The sequence below is a fragment of the Pseudomonadota bacterium genome (genome assembly GCA_018823285.1).
Taxonomy (GTDB): domain Bacteria; phylum Desulfobacterota; class Desulfobulbia; order Desulfobulbales; family JAGXFP01; genus JAHJIQ01.
The window spans coordinates 43,234-57,045 of record JAHJIQ010000016.1; the positions used below are offsets into that span (position 1 = coordinate 43,234).

General features: G+C 53.2%; 14 protein-coding genes and 1 tRNA gene. All 15 read right to left on the bottom strand.

The annotated features are described in order from the left end of the window. Positions 1-15: 15 nt before the first annotated feature. The 15 genes from KKG35_05130 to KKG35_05200 all read right to left on the bottom strand — a co-directional run bounded on the left by KKG35_05130 (position 16) and on the right by KKG35_05200 (position 13,802). Positions 16-102, bottom strand: a tRNA-Leu gene (locus KKG35_05130). 281 nt (positions 103-383) lie between these two features. Then, on the bottom strand, positions 384-1,031 hold the full coding sequence (locus KKG35_05135) for a lytic transglycosylase domain-containing protein (GenBank protein ID MBU1737503.1): 648 nt from the start codon (positions 1,029-1,031) through the stop codon (positions 384-386). A 60-nt stretch (positions 1,032-1,091) separates the two neighbouring features. Further along, a complete protein-coding gene (gene fsa / locus KKG35_05140) occupies positions 1,092-1,730 on the bottom strand; it encodes a fructose-6-phosphate aldolase (protein ID MBU1737504.1) in 639 nt (212 codons plus the stop codon). Continuing rightward, entirely contained in the window at positions 1,727-1,993 is a 267-nt protein-coding gene (locus tag KKG35_05145) for a TRASH domain protein (GenBank protein MBU1737505.1), read from the bottom strand. Before KKG35_05145 ends, fsa begins: the two co-directional genes overlap by 4 nt. After that, on the bottom strand, positions 1,990-2,529 hold the full coding sequence (folK, locus tag KKG35_05150; GenBank protein ID MBU1737506.1) for a 2-amino-4-hydroxy-6-hydroxymethyldihydropteridine diphosphokinase: 540 nt from the start codon (positions 2,527-2,529) through the stop codon (positions 1,990-1,992). The genes KKG35_05145 and folK overlap by 4 nt, the downstream gene beginning before the upstream one ends. Further along, positions 2,529-3,689, bottom strand: a complete 1,161-nt coding sequence (locus KKG35_05155; GenBank protein MBU1737507.1) for an LL-diaminopimelate aminotransferase — start codon at positions 3,687-3,689, stop codon at positions 2,529-2,531. Before KKG35_05155 ends, folK begins: the two co-directional genes overlap by 1 nt. Positions 3,690-3,728: 39 nt before the next feature. Continuing rightward, positions 3,729-4,538 carry a 4-hydroxy-tetrahydrodipicolinate reductase gene (gene dapB / locus KKG35_05160; GenBank protein ID MBU1737508.1) on the bottom strand — a complete coding sequence of 270 codons (810 nt, stop codon included), beginning with the start codon at positions 4,536-4,538 and terminating at the stop codon, positions 3,729-3,731. Positions 4,539-4,565: 27 nt separating this feature from the next. Then, positions 4,566-5,447, bottom strand: a complete 882-nt coding sequence (gene dapA, locus KKG35_05165; protein MBU1737509.1) for a 4-hydroxy-tetrahydrodipicolinate synthase — start codon at positions 5,445-5,447, stop codon at positions 4,566-4,568. Between the two features lie 116 nt (positions 5,448-5,563). Beyond that, entirely contained in the window at positions 5,564-6,430 is an 867-nt protein-coding gene (gene dapF, locus KKG35_05170) for a diaminopimelate epimerase (GenBank protein MBU1737510.1), read from the bottom strand. A gap of 13 nt (positions 6,431-6,443) precedes the next feature. Beyond that, positions 6,444-7,700 (bottom strand): diaminopimelate decarboxylase, encoded by a 1,257-nt coding sequence (gene lysA, locus KKG35_05175; protein MBU1737511.1) that lies wholly within the window; start codon positions 7,698-7,700, stop codon positions 6,444-6,446. Further along, positions 7,687-8,796, bottom strand: coding sequence for a hypothetical protein (locus KKG35_05180; protein MBU1737512.1), 1,110 nt, complete (start codon positions 8,794-8,796; stop codon positions 7,687-7,689). The genes lysA and KKG35_05180 overlap by 14 nt, the downstream gene beginning before the upstream one ends. Before the next feature lie 8 nt (positions 8,797-8,804). Next, complete coding sequence (gene argH, locus KKG35_05185) at positions 8,805-10,187, bottom strand: argininosuccinate lyase (GenBank protein MBU1737513.1); 1,383 nt, start codon at positions 10,185-10,187, stop codon at positions 8,805-8,807. 3 nt (positions 10,188-10,190) lie between these two features. After that, a complete protein-coding gene (locus KKG35_05190) occupies positions 10,191-11,402 on the bottom strand; it encodes an argininosuccinate synthase (protein MBU1737514.1) in 1,212 nt (403 codons plus the stop codon). A gap of 25 nt (positions 11,403-11,427) precedes the next feature. Beyond that, positions 11,428-12,339 carry an ornithine carbamoyltransferase gene (argF, locus tag KKG35_05195; GenBank protein ID MBU1737515.1) on the bottom strand — a complete coding sequence of 304 codons (912 nt, stop codon included), beginning with the start codon at positions 12,337-12,339 and terminating at the stop codon, positions 11,428-11,430. Positions 12,340-12,647: 308 nt separating this feature from the next. Next, positions 12,648-13,802, bottom strand: coding sequence for an aspartate aminotransferase family protein (locus KKG35_05200; GenBank protein MBU1737516.1), 1,155 nt, complete (start codon positions 13,800-13,802; stop codon positions 12,648-12,650). Positions 13,803-13,812 lie beyond the last annotated feature (10 nt).

Sequence of the window (13,812 nt, forward strand, 5' to 3'; positions counted from 1 at the left end):
TTTAATAAAAAAGTATGGTGCCGGAGGTCGGAATCGAACCGACATGGAGTTGCCCCCGCGGGATTTTGAGTCCCGTGCGTCTACCAGTTTCACCACTCCGGCATTATTCTGGAAGCGTAGAGTACAGGCAAGGAATATAGAAGAGTTTGATAAGGGATGTCAAGGAAAAGCATTTGGGTGTAATCCGGGTCGTCCTGCATTTGATTGTTTCGCCTGGTGGGGAGAAACCAGGAACAATTTTTGAAATTTGTAGAAATAATCAAATCCTGACCATAGGGTAAGGCCGACAGAGGTCATGGCAACTGCAACAAGAACCTTGTCGGCAAGAGGATAATACGTGCTTGTTTGGAAGGTGAGCGGTCACTGTCAGGGGAGGTGGCTCATTAACTGGTGCGATCGTAAAAGTATTTTGCCCATCTTTTGGATGGTGAGGAATTGGATTTATATTCACGATAGAAGTACTGGACTTTCTGAACATAGTCCAGGGTCTCCCGGTATTTCGGGACTCTCCCAAGCCTGCTTACTGTGCCAGGTCCTGCATTGTAGGCTGCCAGGGACATCCTCAGGTTGCCATTGAACATTCCCAGCATTTTTCGTAAGTATCTCGTGCCACCATAAATATTCTGCTTGGGATCGAAAGGATCAAGAACCTGCATGTCATCGGCAGTAAGCGGCATCAACTGCATCAGTCCAAGAGCGCCTTTCCGTGATACGGCCAGATAGTCGAAATTGGATTCTGCCCGGATAAGTGCTTTCACAAGCCTGGGGTCAACGTGATGCCGACTTGCGGCACTCCGTATCAGCTGATCATAGGAATCAGGGTTGGGTTCCCAGTCTCCGGATCGGCCGGGAATCATAACCTGGCCGGTCCGGGTAAATGCGGAAAGCTTGGGTCGAAGCCTGACAACGGGTTCAAACTTTGGATCGTCAGGAATGTTTGAAAAGTGAACTACTCCATTGTCATCTACAAAGGTGTAGATGGTGGCATGGGCAGTGAGTGCTGTCAGGAGAGTTGCAAGTACGATTAACATCGTAATAACAACGGCTCTGTTCATCATAATTTGATTATACTATATGCATATTGATATGGTTTATCTTTTTTTCCAGTCGGCAAGAAAATTTTCAATTCCGATGTCGGTGAGCGGGTGCTTTGCCAACTGGGCGATAACCTTGAAAGGAATGGTTGCAATATCAGCGCCGATCAGGGCCGATTCCACGACATGTACCGGGTTTCTGATACTGGCGACGATGACTTCGCTGGTGAAGCCGTAATTGTCATTGATGGCCATGATATCGCTGATCAGATCCATTCCGTTCAAGGAGATATCGTCGAGTCTGCCGACAAAAGGACTGATATAGGCAGCGCCGGCTTTTGCTGCCAGAAGCGCTTGAGATGCGGAGAAGACCAGGGTGACGTTGGTCCGGATCCCTTCGGCGGCAAACAACCGGACCGCTTTCAAACCGTCGGTGGTCATCGGGACCTTGATCACAATGTTGTCATTTATTTTGGCAAGCTTCTTGCCTTCTGCGACCATGCCGACGGCATCAAGACTGACTACCTCGGCGCTGATCGGACCGTCAACAATCGAGCAGATCTCTTTTAAAACCTCCTCAAAGACCCTTCCTTCCCTGGCAATCAGGGTTGGATTGGTAGTCACTCCGTCAACCATCCCCATATCAACAGCCTGTTTGATCTCATCTATATTGGCAGTATCGATAAAAAACTTCATTTTTGATCTCCTTGTTGAGTAGCGGTATATTTTTTACGGCATTCTTGACTGCAAAAATAATGGACCGTGGCACCGAACTTTTCGGTAACGGCCTGTTTCATTGGTATATAAGTGTGGCAGACAGGATCTTCGACCAGAACATCCTGGGCCGGAAGCTCTCCGCCTCGGGGCTTTGAGGCAACACCTTTTTTCCTGCTACCGGTCAGCAACCGGTAAAGAATATAAAAAAGCAGGGTGAGTATGACTATCCTGATCGGGGTCATTTGGGAGTCACCTCTTTTTCCCAGGCAGTCCTGTAGATCACGTCTCTGCCGGCAAAAGGAAGCGCGCGTAGCATCGCAGAGGAGGAAAGATGCAATGCCGGATGCCGGTGGTCCGGCGCGATGTCTGCAAGTGGAGCAAGAACAAAATGTCTCTTGTGCATTTCCGGGTGGGGAAGAATGAGTCTTTCTTCTGCAATGACCAGATCATCGTAATACAAAAGATCCAGATCAATGGTTCTGTCAACGGTCAACTCCCGATTCCGGCCGAGTGTGTTCTCTATACCCATGGTTGCCTCAAGCAACGTCTGCGGATCAAGGTTTGTCTCAATGGCCCCGACAGCATTCGTAAACCATTGTTCAGAAAAGTCCTGGCACTCGACATGGAGATCAGTTTTTCTGACCGGTTTTGACATGTATGGGGCAGAAAGAGTCAGAGGGGTTATTCCTTTGACATTGCCTAGTAGCTTCCAGGCCTTTTCAAGATACTGGCGTCCATCCCCAATGTTGGAACCCAGGGCGATAAAAACCAGCGACATCAGAAGCCGATTTCCCGGATACGGTCGATGGCTTCCTGCAGTCTTTCTTTTGAAACAGTGAGAGCGATGCGAAAATATCCTTCTCCAGGTCCCCCGAAACCGTTGCCCGGGGTGGTCACGATGCCCGCGTTTTCCAGCAGGTGCGCGACAGTTCCGGCAGAGTCATACCCTTTCGGAGTTTCGACCCAGACATAGAAGGTGGCCTTGGGGCATTCTGCCTTCAATCCCAATTTGGCCAGCCCGTTTAAGACAACGTCTCTTCGCTCGGTGTAGATTGTCTGCATCCTGGCAAGCCATGACGCATCATCGCGCATGGCTTCAATTCCTGCCACCTGGATTGCCTCAAAGATCCCGGAATCGATATTGCTCTTGATCTGTCCGAGCCCGCCGATAATTGAGGCATTCCCTGCAGCCCAGCCGATACGCCAGCCGGTCATGTTGTAGGTTTTTGACAGGGAGTGAAACTCGATTCCGACCTCCATGGCCCCGGGTATTTCCAGGAAGCTCAGAGGAACATAGCCGTCAAAGGACATTTCCGAATAGGCGAAATCATGGCAGATCATGATGTTGTGGGCATTGGCAAAGGCAACGACTTTTTCGAAGAATTCCCGGGTGGCGACAGCGGCTGTCGGATTATTCGGGTAATTCAGGAACATCATTTTGGCCTTTGTCAAAACGTCGGCGGGGATCGCATCGAGATCAGGGAGAAAACCGTTCTCCTTGCGCAGAGGCATCTCATAAGGGACTCCACCGGCAAACAGGGTCGCGATCTTGTAGACCGGATACGCCGGACTGGGAACCAGAACAACATCTCCCGGGTTGATAAAAGCCAGAGGGATATGAGCGATTCCTTCCTTGGAGCCGATGAGTGAAACCACTTCCTTGACCGGATCAAGCTTTATACCGCAACGTTTGTTGTACCAGGCACTGACCGCCTCCCTGAACCTGTTCATCCCGGAATAACTCGGGTATCGGTGATATGCTGGAATCTTTGCCGCCTCGGCCAGCTTGCTGATAATGTGGTCCGGGGTGGGCAAGTCGGGGTCACCGACGCCAAGATCGATAACGTCAACCCCTCTTGCTTTGACGGCATCTTTTTTTCTGTCCAGTTCGGCAAAAAGATACGGCGGGAGCTGCTTCAGTCTGTCTGCTTTTTCTATCGTGATCATTTGTTTTTGAAATTCCTTGCTAAGAGAAGATTAAAGGTCTTGAAGATTCAGGACGTCAAACATGGTGTACATGCCATTCTGCTTGCCGGCGATCCAGGCTGCGGCGAGTGCGGCACCGCGGGCGAAATTGTCACGGTTGTGTGCCCGGTGCGTGATTTCAAGCCGTTCGCCGGCTCCGGCATAATAGACGGTATGTTCACCAACAATATCACCGGCCCGGATGGTCTGAATACCGATCTCCTTGTCGCCTCTCTCGCCGATGATGCCATGCCTTTCAAAAACCCCGACCTTGTTCAGATCGCGCTTTACGCCTTCGGCAACCATTTCGCCCAGTTTCAGGGCGGTGCCGCTGGGGGCGTCTTTCTTCATCCGGTGATGAGCTTCAACGATTTCGATATCGTATGCGTCGCCAAGGATCGAAGCGACTTTCCTGGCCACCTTGAACAATACATTCACTCCGACAGCCATATTCGGGGACTGGACGCAAGGGAAGTTTGCGGAGAGGGTTTTCAGCTCGGCAAGATTCTCCTGACTGAGTCCGGTGGTCCCAATCACCATCGCTTTCCCATGCTCGGCTGCGATACGGGCAAATTTCATGGTGGCTTCGTGAAAGGTGAAATCAATGATCACATCTCCCTGGTCGATGATTTTCAGAAGATCGTCTGAAAGGGAGGCGCCCACCGGACCGACCCCGGCCAGTTCACCAAGATCTTTGCCGATCTCGGGGTTGCCCGGTTGTTCAAAACCACCGACCAGCTGGAGATCCGGGTGCTGGTCGACCATAAATGAGATGCGTCTGCCCATTCTGCCGGCAGCGCCGGCCACAATGACTTTCGTCATGATTTGCTCCTGGTTCATTAGAGAGATTCAAATTAGTCCGTAGGCTGTGAGGGCCTGCTTCAGCTTGTCAAGAGTGTCCGGCGCCATGGTATAAAGAGGCAGACGAGGGTTAGCCGCCTTGATCTTGCCCATCAGGGCTAGAGCAGTCTTGGCAGGGACCGGATTGGTATCGAAGAACATCGCTTTAATCAGGGGGACCATTTTGTAGTGCAGTTTCCGTGCACCATCATAGTCACCGGCCAGCGCGGCATTCATCATCGCCGACATGTCTGCCGGGGCAACGTTCGAGGTCACGGAGATAACCCCTTTACCCCCGATGGCGACAGTGGCCATCGATGTCGGGTCATCTCCCGAGAGGACAATAAAGTCCGGGGGGCAGAGTCTGATCACATCACTGATCTGGTTCAAGTCCCCGGTCGCCTCCTTGATTCCGACAATATTCGGGATCTGGGCGCAACGGGCAACGGTTGACGGAAGCATGTTGATGCTGGTCCGGCTGGGCACGTTGTACATGATAATCGGAATATCAACCGCTTCGGCAACTGCCTTGAAATGCTGGTACAAACCTTCCTGGGAAGGTTTATTGTAATAAGGGGTGATGATCAGAGCACCATCGGCACCTGCCTGTTTGGCATGGCGGGTCAGTTCAATTGTTTCAGACGTGGAGTTGGAACCGGTTCCGGCAATCACCGGCACCCGCCGGTTCACAACCTTGATGGTATGCTCAACCACTTCGTGGTGTTCCTCGTGGGACAGGGTTGCCGATTCACCGGTGGTGCCGCAGGGTACGATCCCGTGGGTGCCTCCTGCAATCTGGAATTCAATAAGGTCGGCCAGTTCCTGTTTATCAACCTTGCCTTCGGTAAACGGGGTAACGATGGCTACATAGGCTCCTTTGAACTGGGTCATGATATTCTCCTGATCATAAATTAAATAATATAATGGAAAGCGACCTGTCTTTATTACGAGACTGGTCGCTAAAAAGCAAATAAAACCTTCAGAGATTTCAACAATACAACCGCGACTTACAGGGCTTCCGGCAGAATCTTCCCTTCATAGATGAAGCTTGCCGGACCCTCCAGAAAAACTTCGGAAATTCTCTGTTCGTGTTGAACTGCGACAATCCCCTGCTGCAGACCGGGATCAACATCGAGCAGGGTAAAATGAATGATCAGCTGTTCTCCGCCGGAAGTCCGGACCTTTACCGGTGAAGTAACATGCCCGTGCAGGGCGGCGATCAGGGCAGAAGCCACCGCACCGGTGCCGCAGGCCTGGGTTTCGTTTTCCACACCTCTTTCATAGGTCCTGACGTAAAGTTCTTCTTTCGGCAACTGCACAAAGTTTACATTTGTGCCTGCAGGCTCGAACAACTTGTGGTGTCGAATAAGCCGCCCCATCTCAACAACAGGGGATTTACTGTTGTCATCAACAAAATACACGGCATGGGGAACTCCGGTATTAATCGAGTGAACTTCTACCTGTTGGCCGGCAACGTCAATTGAACGGGCCATGATGATGTCAGATGGCGGGGTGAGACGGATTTTGACCGAGAGGCCCGACATTTCGGCAGAAATCAAACCTGCAATGGTTTCAAACTTCATGGAGGCCGGGGCGATATCCCTGCTGAACGCGAAGCGGGCGGCACAGCGAGCACCGTTGCCGCACATTTCAGCCTCGCTGCCGTCAGCGTTGTAAAAATGCCAGCGGAAATCCGCCTGGTCCGAATTTTCGATCAGAATCAGCCCATCGGCGCCGACGGAAAACTGTCGCCTGCACACCCTTCGGGCCAGGTGTGACATTTCATCTTTTCTGATTGTGCCGTTCCGGTTGTCAATGAGAATAAAATCATTGCCGGTGCCGCTCATCTTGGTGAATGGGATCGGGAATTCCATGGTACCTGCACGATTATTTGAGAAAATCCGGGATAGCTTCATCCCGGATAAGGGTTTCGTATGACTCACGGCGGCGGATGGTATGGAAGGTTTCACCATCCACCAGAATCTCGGCAGCCCGAGGCCTTGAGTTGTAATTGGATGACATGCTGAACCCGTAGGCTCCTGCGCTCATCACGGCCAGCAGATCTCCCTGCTCACAGACCGGGACCTGTTGGTCGCGGGCCAGGAAATCGCCGGTTTCGCAGATTGGACCGACCACATCAGCCACCTGATAATCTGTCTTTGCTGCATCAACCGCGAGAATTGCATGATACGCACCGTAAAGACTGGGGCGGGCAAGGTCATTCATCCCGGCATCAACGATCACAAATTTTTTGGTGGGCCCCTCTTTGGTATATTGGACCCTGGTAACCATAATTCCCGCGTTCCCAACTATAACGCGACCGGGCTCCAGGATCAAGGTGCAGTTGAGGTTGCCAAGTTCTTCCCGGATCGCTTTCGCGTATTCTTCCGGATGAGGAGGTTCCTCCAGATTGTACTGAATTCCAAGGCCGCCCCCCAGATCGAGATGAGTGATCTCGATTCCCTGTTCAAACAATGTGCTTATAAAGACTTTCAGCTTGCGCAGTGACTCGATGAACGGGGCCACGGTAGTCAACTGGGAGCCGATGTGGCAGCTGACCCCCTGAATCCTGATGTTGTTTAGCCCTCGGGCTTTCACATAGACCTTGACCGCATCCTGAATGGGAATACCGAACTTGTTTTTGGCAAGCCCCGTGGAAATGTAGGCATGGGTTTTCGGGTCTACATCAGGGTTGACCCTGAAGGAAACCGGGGCGGTAACCCCCAGAGAGGCTGCAACTTCCTGCAGAGCGTCAAGCTCCTGCTCCGATTCAACATTGAACTGGAGAATTTTTTCTTTCAGACCGTATGCCAGTTCCTCCCTGGTTTTACCAACCCCGGAAAAAACAATCTTTTTCGGATCAATGCCTGCCTTTAACGCCCTGAAGAGCTCGCCACCGGAGACAATGTCTGCGCCGCCGCCAAGGGTTGCGAACAGGCGGAGAATGGCCAGGTTGGAACAGGATTTTACCGCGAAGCAGCTGAGATGAGGCATGCCCTGAAATGGTTCGTCAAATGCCTTGAAATGATGGCGAAGGGTGGCGGCGCTGTAAAGATAGAAAGGTGTGCCCATTTCCGCGGCGATTTTTTTTACCGGCACCGACTCGCAGTGCAGTTCGTGATGCTGAAAGTTAAAGTGATTCATTGTTCTGTCTTTCCCGTTTAATTTTTACTTCCCAGGAGAAGGGACTCAAGTTTGGTGGGTTTGCAGTATCAAATGACTTGACCGTATAATTCCAGGTGGAGCCAGGTTCCGGCAGGTGGTGGTCGGTAAAACTTGTTGCAGGAGTTTTTACCGAGCCGATTTCTATATAATCAAGGTCCTGCTCTTCTTTTGCCTCCCGACCAGGTTCCGGAGCGCGGTAGGCGTTTCTTCTGAACACAAGGTATCCGGCGAGATCCTCTGCAAAAACCGGGTCCCAGAAGAGGCTGGTTCCATCGGAGGTTCTGATTGCTTTCAGACCACGGGGAGCGGGGGGCGGAGTCAAATCCGACGGGGTGGCCTCAACCAACTCGCTGAAACGGCCGCCACCGCCTTCTGCGTGAGTGGCCATAACCAGGTAGCGGTAGCGGGTGCCGTTCACGACCCGCCGATCGTGATATTCCGTGCCCGACATCGGTTCACCGAGCGGTACAGGCTGCCCATCACCGGAAGTCCGATAAATTCTGTAGGCGATTGTTCCGGTCTGGGTCTGGCCGTCAATGTCAGTATTGACGGCCTGCCAGGAGAGAGAAACTATCCCGTCCCCGGCATTGGCTGTGAATCCGGCAGGTGACGCCAGGGGGATCCGCCAGACCTGGCTGACGGGGTCGGACGGCAGACTGACCACATTCCATCCCATGCTGGAAAAAACCCGGTAATAATAGCGGTGGCCCGGTTGCAGTTCCAGGTCACGAAAGCTCGCCCGGCGACCGGCGGCATCAGCAGGCAGGGTGCCACCGGTAATTCTGGCCGCCTTGCTGTAGGCGATCGGGCATTCACGGCAGGATTCATCTGCCCGGTATACCGCTTTTTCAACGAGAAAATGGGACAGACTTTTCAGGCGCCCGCCCTGTTCCGTGCGGTCCGGCCAACTCCAGCTGAGAGTGATTCCGGTGTCATCCGCCTGGGCGCGAAGATCGGTGATCCTGGCCGGAACAACCGACTGCGGAGGGACCGGTCTGGTTTTTCTGCCGCAGCTCCCGAGCAAAAGCCCGGCAGACAGGATCAGCAGCCAGGCTATGGTTCGACATCGGCGCATCTGTTTATTTACAGGCCCAGAGATTTTTCGGCATCGGCCACTGCCTTTTCAACCCGGCTTGTTGAAGTGCCTCCCGTGGATGTTCTGCTGTTTACAGAGCCCTCGACAGTCAGGAGGACGAAAATATCTTCATCGATATCTGCAGAAAAAACTCTCAGTTCATCAAGGGTGAGATCAGTCAGGTCCTTTCCCTGGTCAATACAGTAGGCGACACTCTTGCCGACGATGGAATGGGCTTCACGGAAGGGGATGTTTTTGCCCACCAGATAGTCGGCCATATCCGTTGCCGTCATGTACCCGCCGCCACTGACGGCATTTGCCAGCCGGGCGGTGTTGAATTCGGTATGATTCAGCATTTCGGCGGTAATTGAAAGACAGGCGCTCACCGTGTCGATGGTGTCAAAAAGAGGCTCCTTGTCTTCCTGCAGGTCACGGTTATAGGTGAGCGGCAGCCCTTTCATGATGGTCAGCAGGGAGACCAGATTACCGGTGACCCTCCCGGTTTTCCCTCGCACCAGCTCCGGGATGTCCGGGTTTTTCTTCTGCGGCATGATGCTGCTGCCGGTGCAGTAGCTGTCGGCAAGCCTCACAAAGGAAAATTCTTCACTGGACCAGAGAACAAGTTCCTCGGACAAACGGCTCAGGTGAATTTGGATAAGCGCTGCCGCCGAGGCAAATTCAATGGCAAAATCCCGGTCGCCGACGGTGTCCATGCTGTTGGCGGTGACGGCCGGAAAGCCAAGTTCTGCTGCCACTGATTCCCGGTCAATGGGTAGACCTGTTCCCGCCAGTGCGGCAGAACCGAGGGGCATGATATTCACCCGTTTCAGGCAATCGGCGAGTCGCTGCCGGTCACGGCCGAACATTTCGAAATAGGCGAGAAGATGATGGGAAAGAAGGACGGGTTGCGCCCTCTGGAGGTGGGTGTAGCCCGGCATGATCACGCCAAGATTTTTCCTGGCCAGTTGCACAAATGCCTTCTGTAGAGCGATGAGCAGGTCGGTCTGCTCGGCAATTACATCTCGTAGATAGAGGCGGATATCAAGAGCCACCTGATCGTTTCTGCTTCTGGCGGTATGCAGTTTCATCCCTGCCGGGCCAATTTTTTCCACCAGCGCTTTTTCGATATTCATGTGAATATCTTCGAGTTCAGGGCGGAAGGTGAACCTGCCTTCTTCGATCTCCTTTTCGATTTCCTGCAGGCCGGCTATGATCCGACTGCTCTCTTCGTTACTGATCAATCCTTGTCTGCCGAGCATCCGGGCGTGGGCAATACTGCCCATGATGTCATGCCGGTAGAGGCGGGCGTCATAATCAATCGATGCGGTAAAGGATTCAACGGAGGCGGCGGTTCGCGATGAAAAACGTCCTCCCCAGAGCTTGTCGGACATGGCTTAACCTATGTTTTTTTGGATCAGGGCATTGATGGTGAGCCGCAGGGCGTTCAGGCGAATAAAGCCGCCGGCGTCCGATTGGGTGTAAACATTGTCCTCTTCAAAAGTTGCAAAGCTTTCCTGGTAGAGAGAGTTGATCGATTTGCGGCCTACGGGAATGCAGTTTCCCTTGTACAGTTTCAGCCGTACAACCCCGTTGACCATTGTCTGGCATTCATCCATGGTCTTCTGCAGGAGCCTCATTTCCGGCGAGAACCAGAAACCGTTATAGATGAGCTCGGAGTACCTGGGCACCAGACTGTCCCGGATCTTCATGACCTCCCGGTCAAGGGTGATGGTTTCAAGATCGCGGTGGGCGGCTCGGAGAATGGTGCCGCCGGGTGTTTCGTAAACTCCGCGGGATTTCATGCCGACGAAGCGATTTTCCACCAGATCAAGGCGGCCGATTCCGTTCTCGCCGCCCAGTCGGTTCAGCCGGGCCAGCAGATCAGCCGGTGAAAGCTTCTCCCCATCAATGGCCACCGGGCTGCCGGCAGCAAAGTCAATCTCGATGTAGGTCGGTTTATCCGGAGCGGCCTCGGGTGAGCAGCTGAGCTTGAACATGCTCTCCTCCGGTTCATTCCAAGGGTCTTCGAGCAGCCCTCCTTCAAAACTGATGTGCAGCAGATTTTCATCGGAACTGTATGGGTTTTTTTTGGTTGTCGGAACCGGGATCCCGTGTTTCTCTGCGTAAGCCATCAGCTTGGTCCGGGAGTTAAGGTCCCAGGTGCGCCATGGGGCAATGATCTTCAACTTCGGGTTCAATGCCATATAGGTGAGTTCAAAACGCACCTGATCGTTTCCCTTGCCGGTGGCGCCATGGCTCACCGCATCACCATTTTCCAGTTCGGCGATTCGGACCTGTTCCTTGGCAATAATCGGTCTCGCCAGAGAGGTGCCGAGCAGATAAGATCCCTCGTAAATGGCATTGGCCCGGAAAGCGGGGAAAACATAATCGCGGACAAACTCTTCCCTGAGGTCGGAAATGATGACTTTTTCCGCTCCGGTGGCAAGCCCTTTTTCACGGACCTTGTCCCAATCCTCATGCTGCCCGACGTCAGCGGCATAGGCGATGACGGAACACCTGTATTCTTCTTTCAGCCATTTGAGGATAACCGAGGTATCCAGGCCACCTGAATACGCCAGAACGATTTTTTTGATGTCAGCAGCCATTCTGTCTCCGAAAGTAGTCTTGAGCTTATGATAAATGTAGGGCGAGGATTGCCTTGTGGATGTGCATTTTGTTTTCAGCCTGGTCAAAGGCCACGCATTGCGGGCCTTCAAGAACTTCATCGGTGATCTCTTCTCCCCGGTGGGCGGGCAGGCAGTGAAGGACGATGGTGTCCTTTTTTGCCTCCTGCAGCAGAGTGTTGTTCACCTGGTATTTCTGAAATGTCTTGAGCCGGGCCTCGTATTCGCTCTCCTGGCCCATGCTGGCCCAGACATCGGCATTGATTACATCGGCATCTCTGACCGCGTGGACCGGGTCGCGCATCAATTCGATCCTGCCAAGACCTTCAGCCTGAGCCGCAGCAAGGATTTCCTGATCGGGTTCATAGCCTTCCGGGCAGGCAAGGCTGAGGTTGAAACCGAGTCGCCCTGCTGCCTGGATCCATGAGTTGGCCATGTTGTTGCCGTCTCCCACCCAGGCAATGTTCAGGTCTTCGATCTTCCCTTTCTTCTCGATCACCGTCATGACATCGCTCAGGATCTGACAGGGATGGTGTTTGTCGGTCAGGGCGTTGATCACCGGGATTGATGAGTACTTGGCCAGTTCGTCGACGATCTCCTGGCCGAAGGTTCTGACCACCAGGCCGTCAACATATCGGTCCATGACCCGGGCCATGTCTTTCAGGGGTTCGTTGCGGGCCAGCTGGGTATCCTTACTGGCAAGATAGATCACCTGGCCGCCAAGACCGTACATGGCGGCCTCGAAAGAAACTCTGGTTCGGGTTGAAGGTTTCTCGAACACCATGCCGATGATTTTTCCTGCCAGTTGTTGGTGGCGGATTCCCGCCGTGCTTTCTCCTTTCAGTTGCAGCGCGAGGTCAAGATACTCGGTCAGCTGTGTCTTGTCGAAGTCCCAGAGTGATAGAAGATGTCGGGTCATAAGCGTATTCTCTGCTTGGCTTTCTGCAAAATCAGGGCAATGCATGAGCCGGCGGCCAGTTTAAAAGTTTGATGAATCTTGCTGCCGGCCCGGAACAAATTGTGAGACCGACAAAATAATATGGGCCCAATCATTGAGCTGCAGGGCCGGATGTGCAGCGTGATTGAGCCGACTGTTGATCGAAATAGATTTTTTCCCGACAATACGAAGCCCCTTGTTCGCCGGGAAACATGTACCATTACAAAAAAAGAAACGAATTTGCAAAGCTTTTGTAATGGAAGAACACGAGGTTGAAGGACGGTCGGGGGTTAGTGATTTTCAGAAAAGATCACGTCCAGCTCATGGTGGAGGATGTCGATGTCCGCATGGCTGATGATCAGCGGTGGCAGGAAACGCAATGCCTTGTTGCCGGCGAAATTGGCCAGGATCCGTCGTGCGAACAACTTGTTGATGATCTCCGTTCCTTTGCAGATATACTCCGGTGAGAGGACCAGCCCCTGGATCAGGCCGAGGCCGCGAACGCTGATGGCGATTTCCGGGTAGCGGGAGACCAGGTCGGCAAGCCTGGCGGCAAGATATCCGCCTTTTTCTCGAACCTGTTCAAGGAAATCTCCGGCCAGCAGGGTTTTTACCACCACCGTGGCTGCCGCAGAAGCAATGGGGTTGCCACCGAACGTTGAAGCGTGGCTTCCCGGATCAAATGATGCCGCCACCTCTTCTCTGGCAAGCACTGCGCCGATGGGCAGGCCGTTGGCCATGGCTTTGGCAAGGGTCATGACATCGGGAGTGATTCCGAATTGTTCATAGGCAAAGAGGGTCCCGGTTCGGCCCATGCCGACCTGCACCTCATCAAAGATCAGCAGCAGGTTATGCTTGTTACAGAGGGCACGGATCGCCGCAAGATATTCTTTCTCCAGGGGGCGAACCCCGCCTTCTCCCTGTAAAGGCTCACAGAGGATAGCGCAGGTTTTCGCGGAAACAAGATTCGTCAGAGCTTCGATATCACCAAAGGGAGCATGGATGAAGCCGATCGGCAGCGGTTCGAAACCTTTGTGGAATTTTGGTTGGCCGGTGGCGGCAATGGCTGCCAGGGTCCGGCCGTGAAAGGAACTCTCAAGGGAAATAATCTCATACCGGCCTTCACCGCCGTGTTTGCGGGCAAGTTTAATGGCGGCCTCATTGGCTTCGGCGCCGCTGTTGCACATGAAAACCCGGTCGGCAAATGAGTGTGCGATCAGCAATTCGGCAAGCTCTGTCTGCGGCAGCGTGTGATAGAGGTTCGAAACATGAGCCAGTTTCCCGGCCTGGTTGCAGATGGCCTGCGTGACTGCCGGGTGGCAGTGGCCGAGGCTGCAGACCGCAATCCCGGAGAGAAAGTCGAGGTATTCATTGCCTTCGGCATCTTTGAGCCGACAGCCTTTTCCTTCGACCATCGCCACCGGATAGCGGCTGTAGGTATTCATGAAAAGGCGG

Excerpts from the sequence above, each read along its gene's own strand:
- dapF (MBU1737510.1), bottom strand. The coding sequence starts at position 6,430 with ATGGAATTCCCGATCCCATTCACCAAGATGAGCGGCACCGGCAATGAT.
- KKG35_05200 (MBU1737516.1), bottom strand. The coding sequence starts at position 13,802 with ATGAATACCTACAGCCGCTATCCGGTGGCGATGGTCGAAGGAAAAGGC.
- argF (MBU1737515.1), bottom strand. The coding sequence starts at position 12,339 with ATGACCCGACATCTTCTATCACTCTGGGACTTCGACAAGACACAGCTG.
- KKG35_05135 (MBU1737503.1), bottom strand. The coding sequence starts at position 1,031 with ATGTTAATCGTACTTGCAACTCTCCTGACAGCACTCACTGCCCATGCC.
- KKG35_05180 (MBU1737512.1), bottom strand. The coding sequence starts at position 8,796 with ATGCGCCGATGTCGAACCATAGCCTGGCTGCTGATCCTGTCTGCCGGG.
- KKG35_05145 (MBU1737505.1), bottom strand. The coding sequence starts at position 1,993 with ATGACCCCGATCAGGATAGTCATACTCACCCTGCTTTTTTATATTCTT.
- fsa (MBU1737504.1), bottom strand. The coding sequence starts at position 1,730 with ATGAAGTTTTTTATCGATACTGCCAATATAGATGAGATCAAACAGGCT.
- folK (MBU1737506.1), bottom strand. The coding sequence starts at position 2,529 with ATGTCGCTGGTTTTTATCGCCCTGGGTTCCAACATTGGGGATGGACGC.
- KKG35_05190 (MBU1737514.1), bottom strand. The coding sequence starts at position 11,402 with ATGGCTGCTGACATCAAAAAAATCGTTCTGGCGTATTCAGGTGGCCTG.
- lysA (MBU1737511.1), bottom strand. The coding sequence starts at position 7,700 with ATGAATCACTTTAACTTTCAGCATCACGAACTGCACTGCGAGTCGGTG.
- dapB (MBU1737508.1), bottom strand. The coding sequence starts at position 4,538 with ATGACGAAAGTCATTGTGGCCGGCGCTGCCGGCAGAATGGGCAGACGC.
- argH (MBU1737513.1), bottom strand. The coding sequence starts at position 10,187 with ATGTCCGACAAGCTCTGGGGAGGACGTTTTTCATCGCGAACCGCCGCC.
- dapA (MBU1737509.1), bottom strand. The coding sequence starts at position 5,447 with ATGACCCAGTTCAAAGGAGCCTATGTAGCCATCGTTACCCCGTTTACC.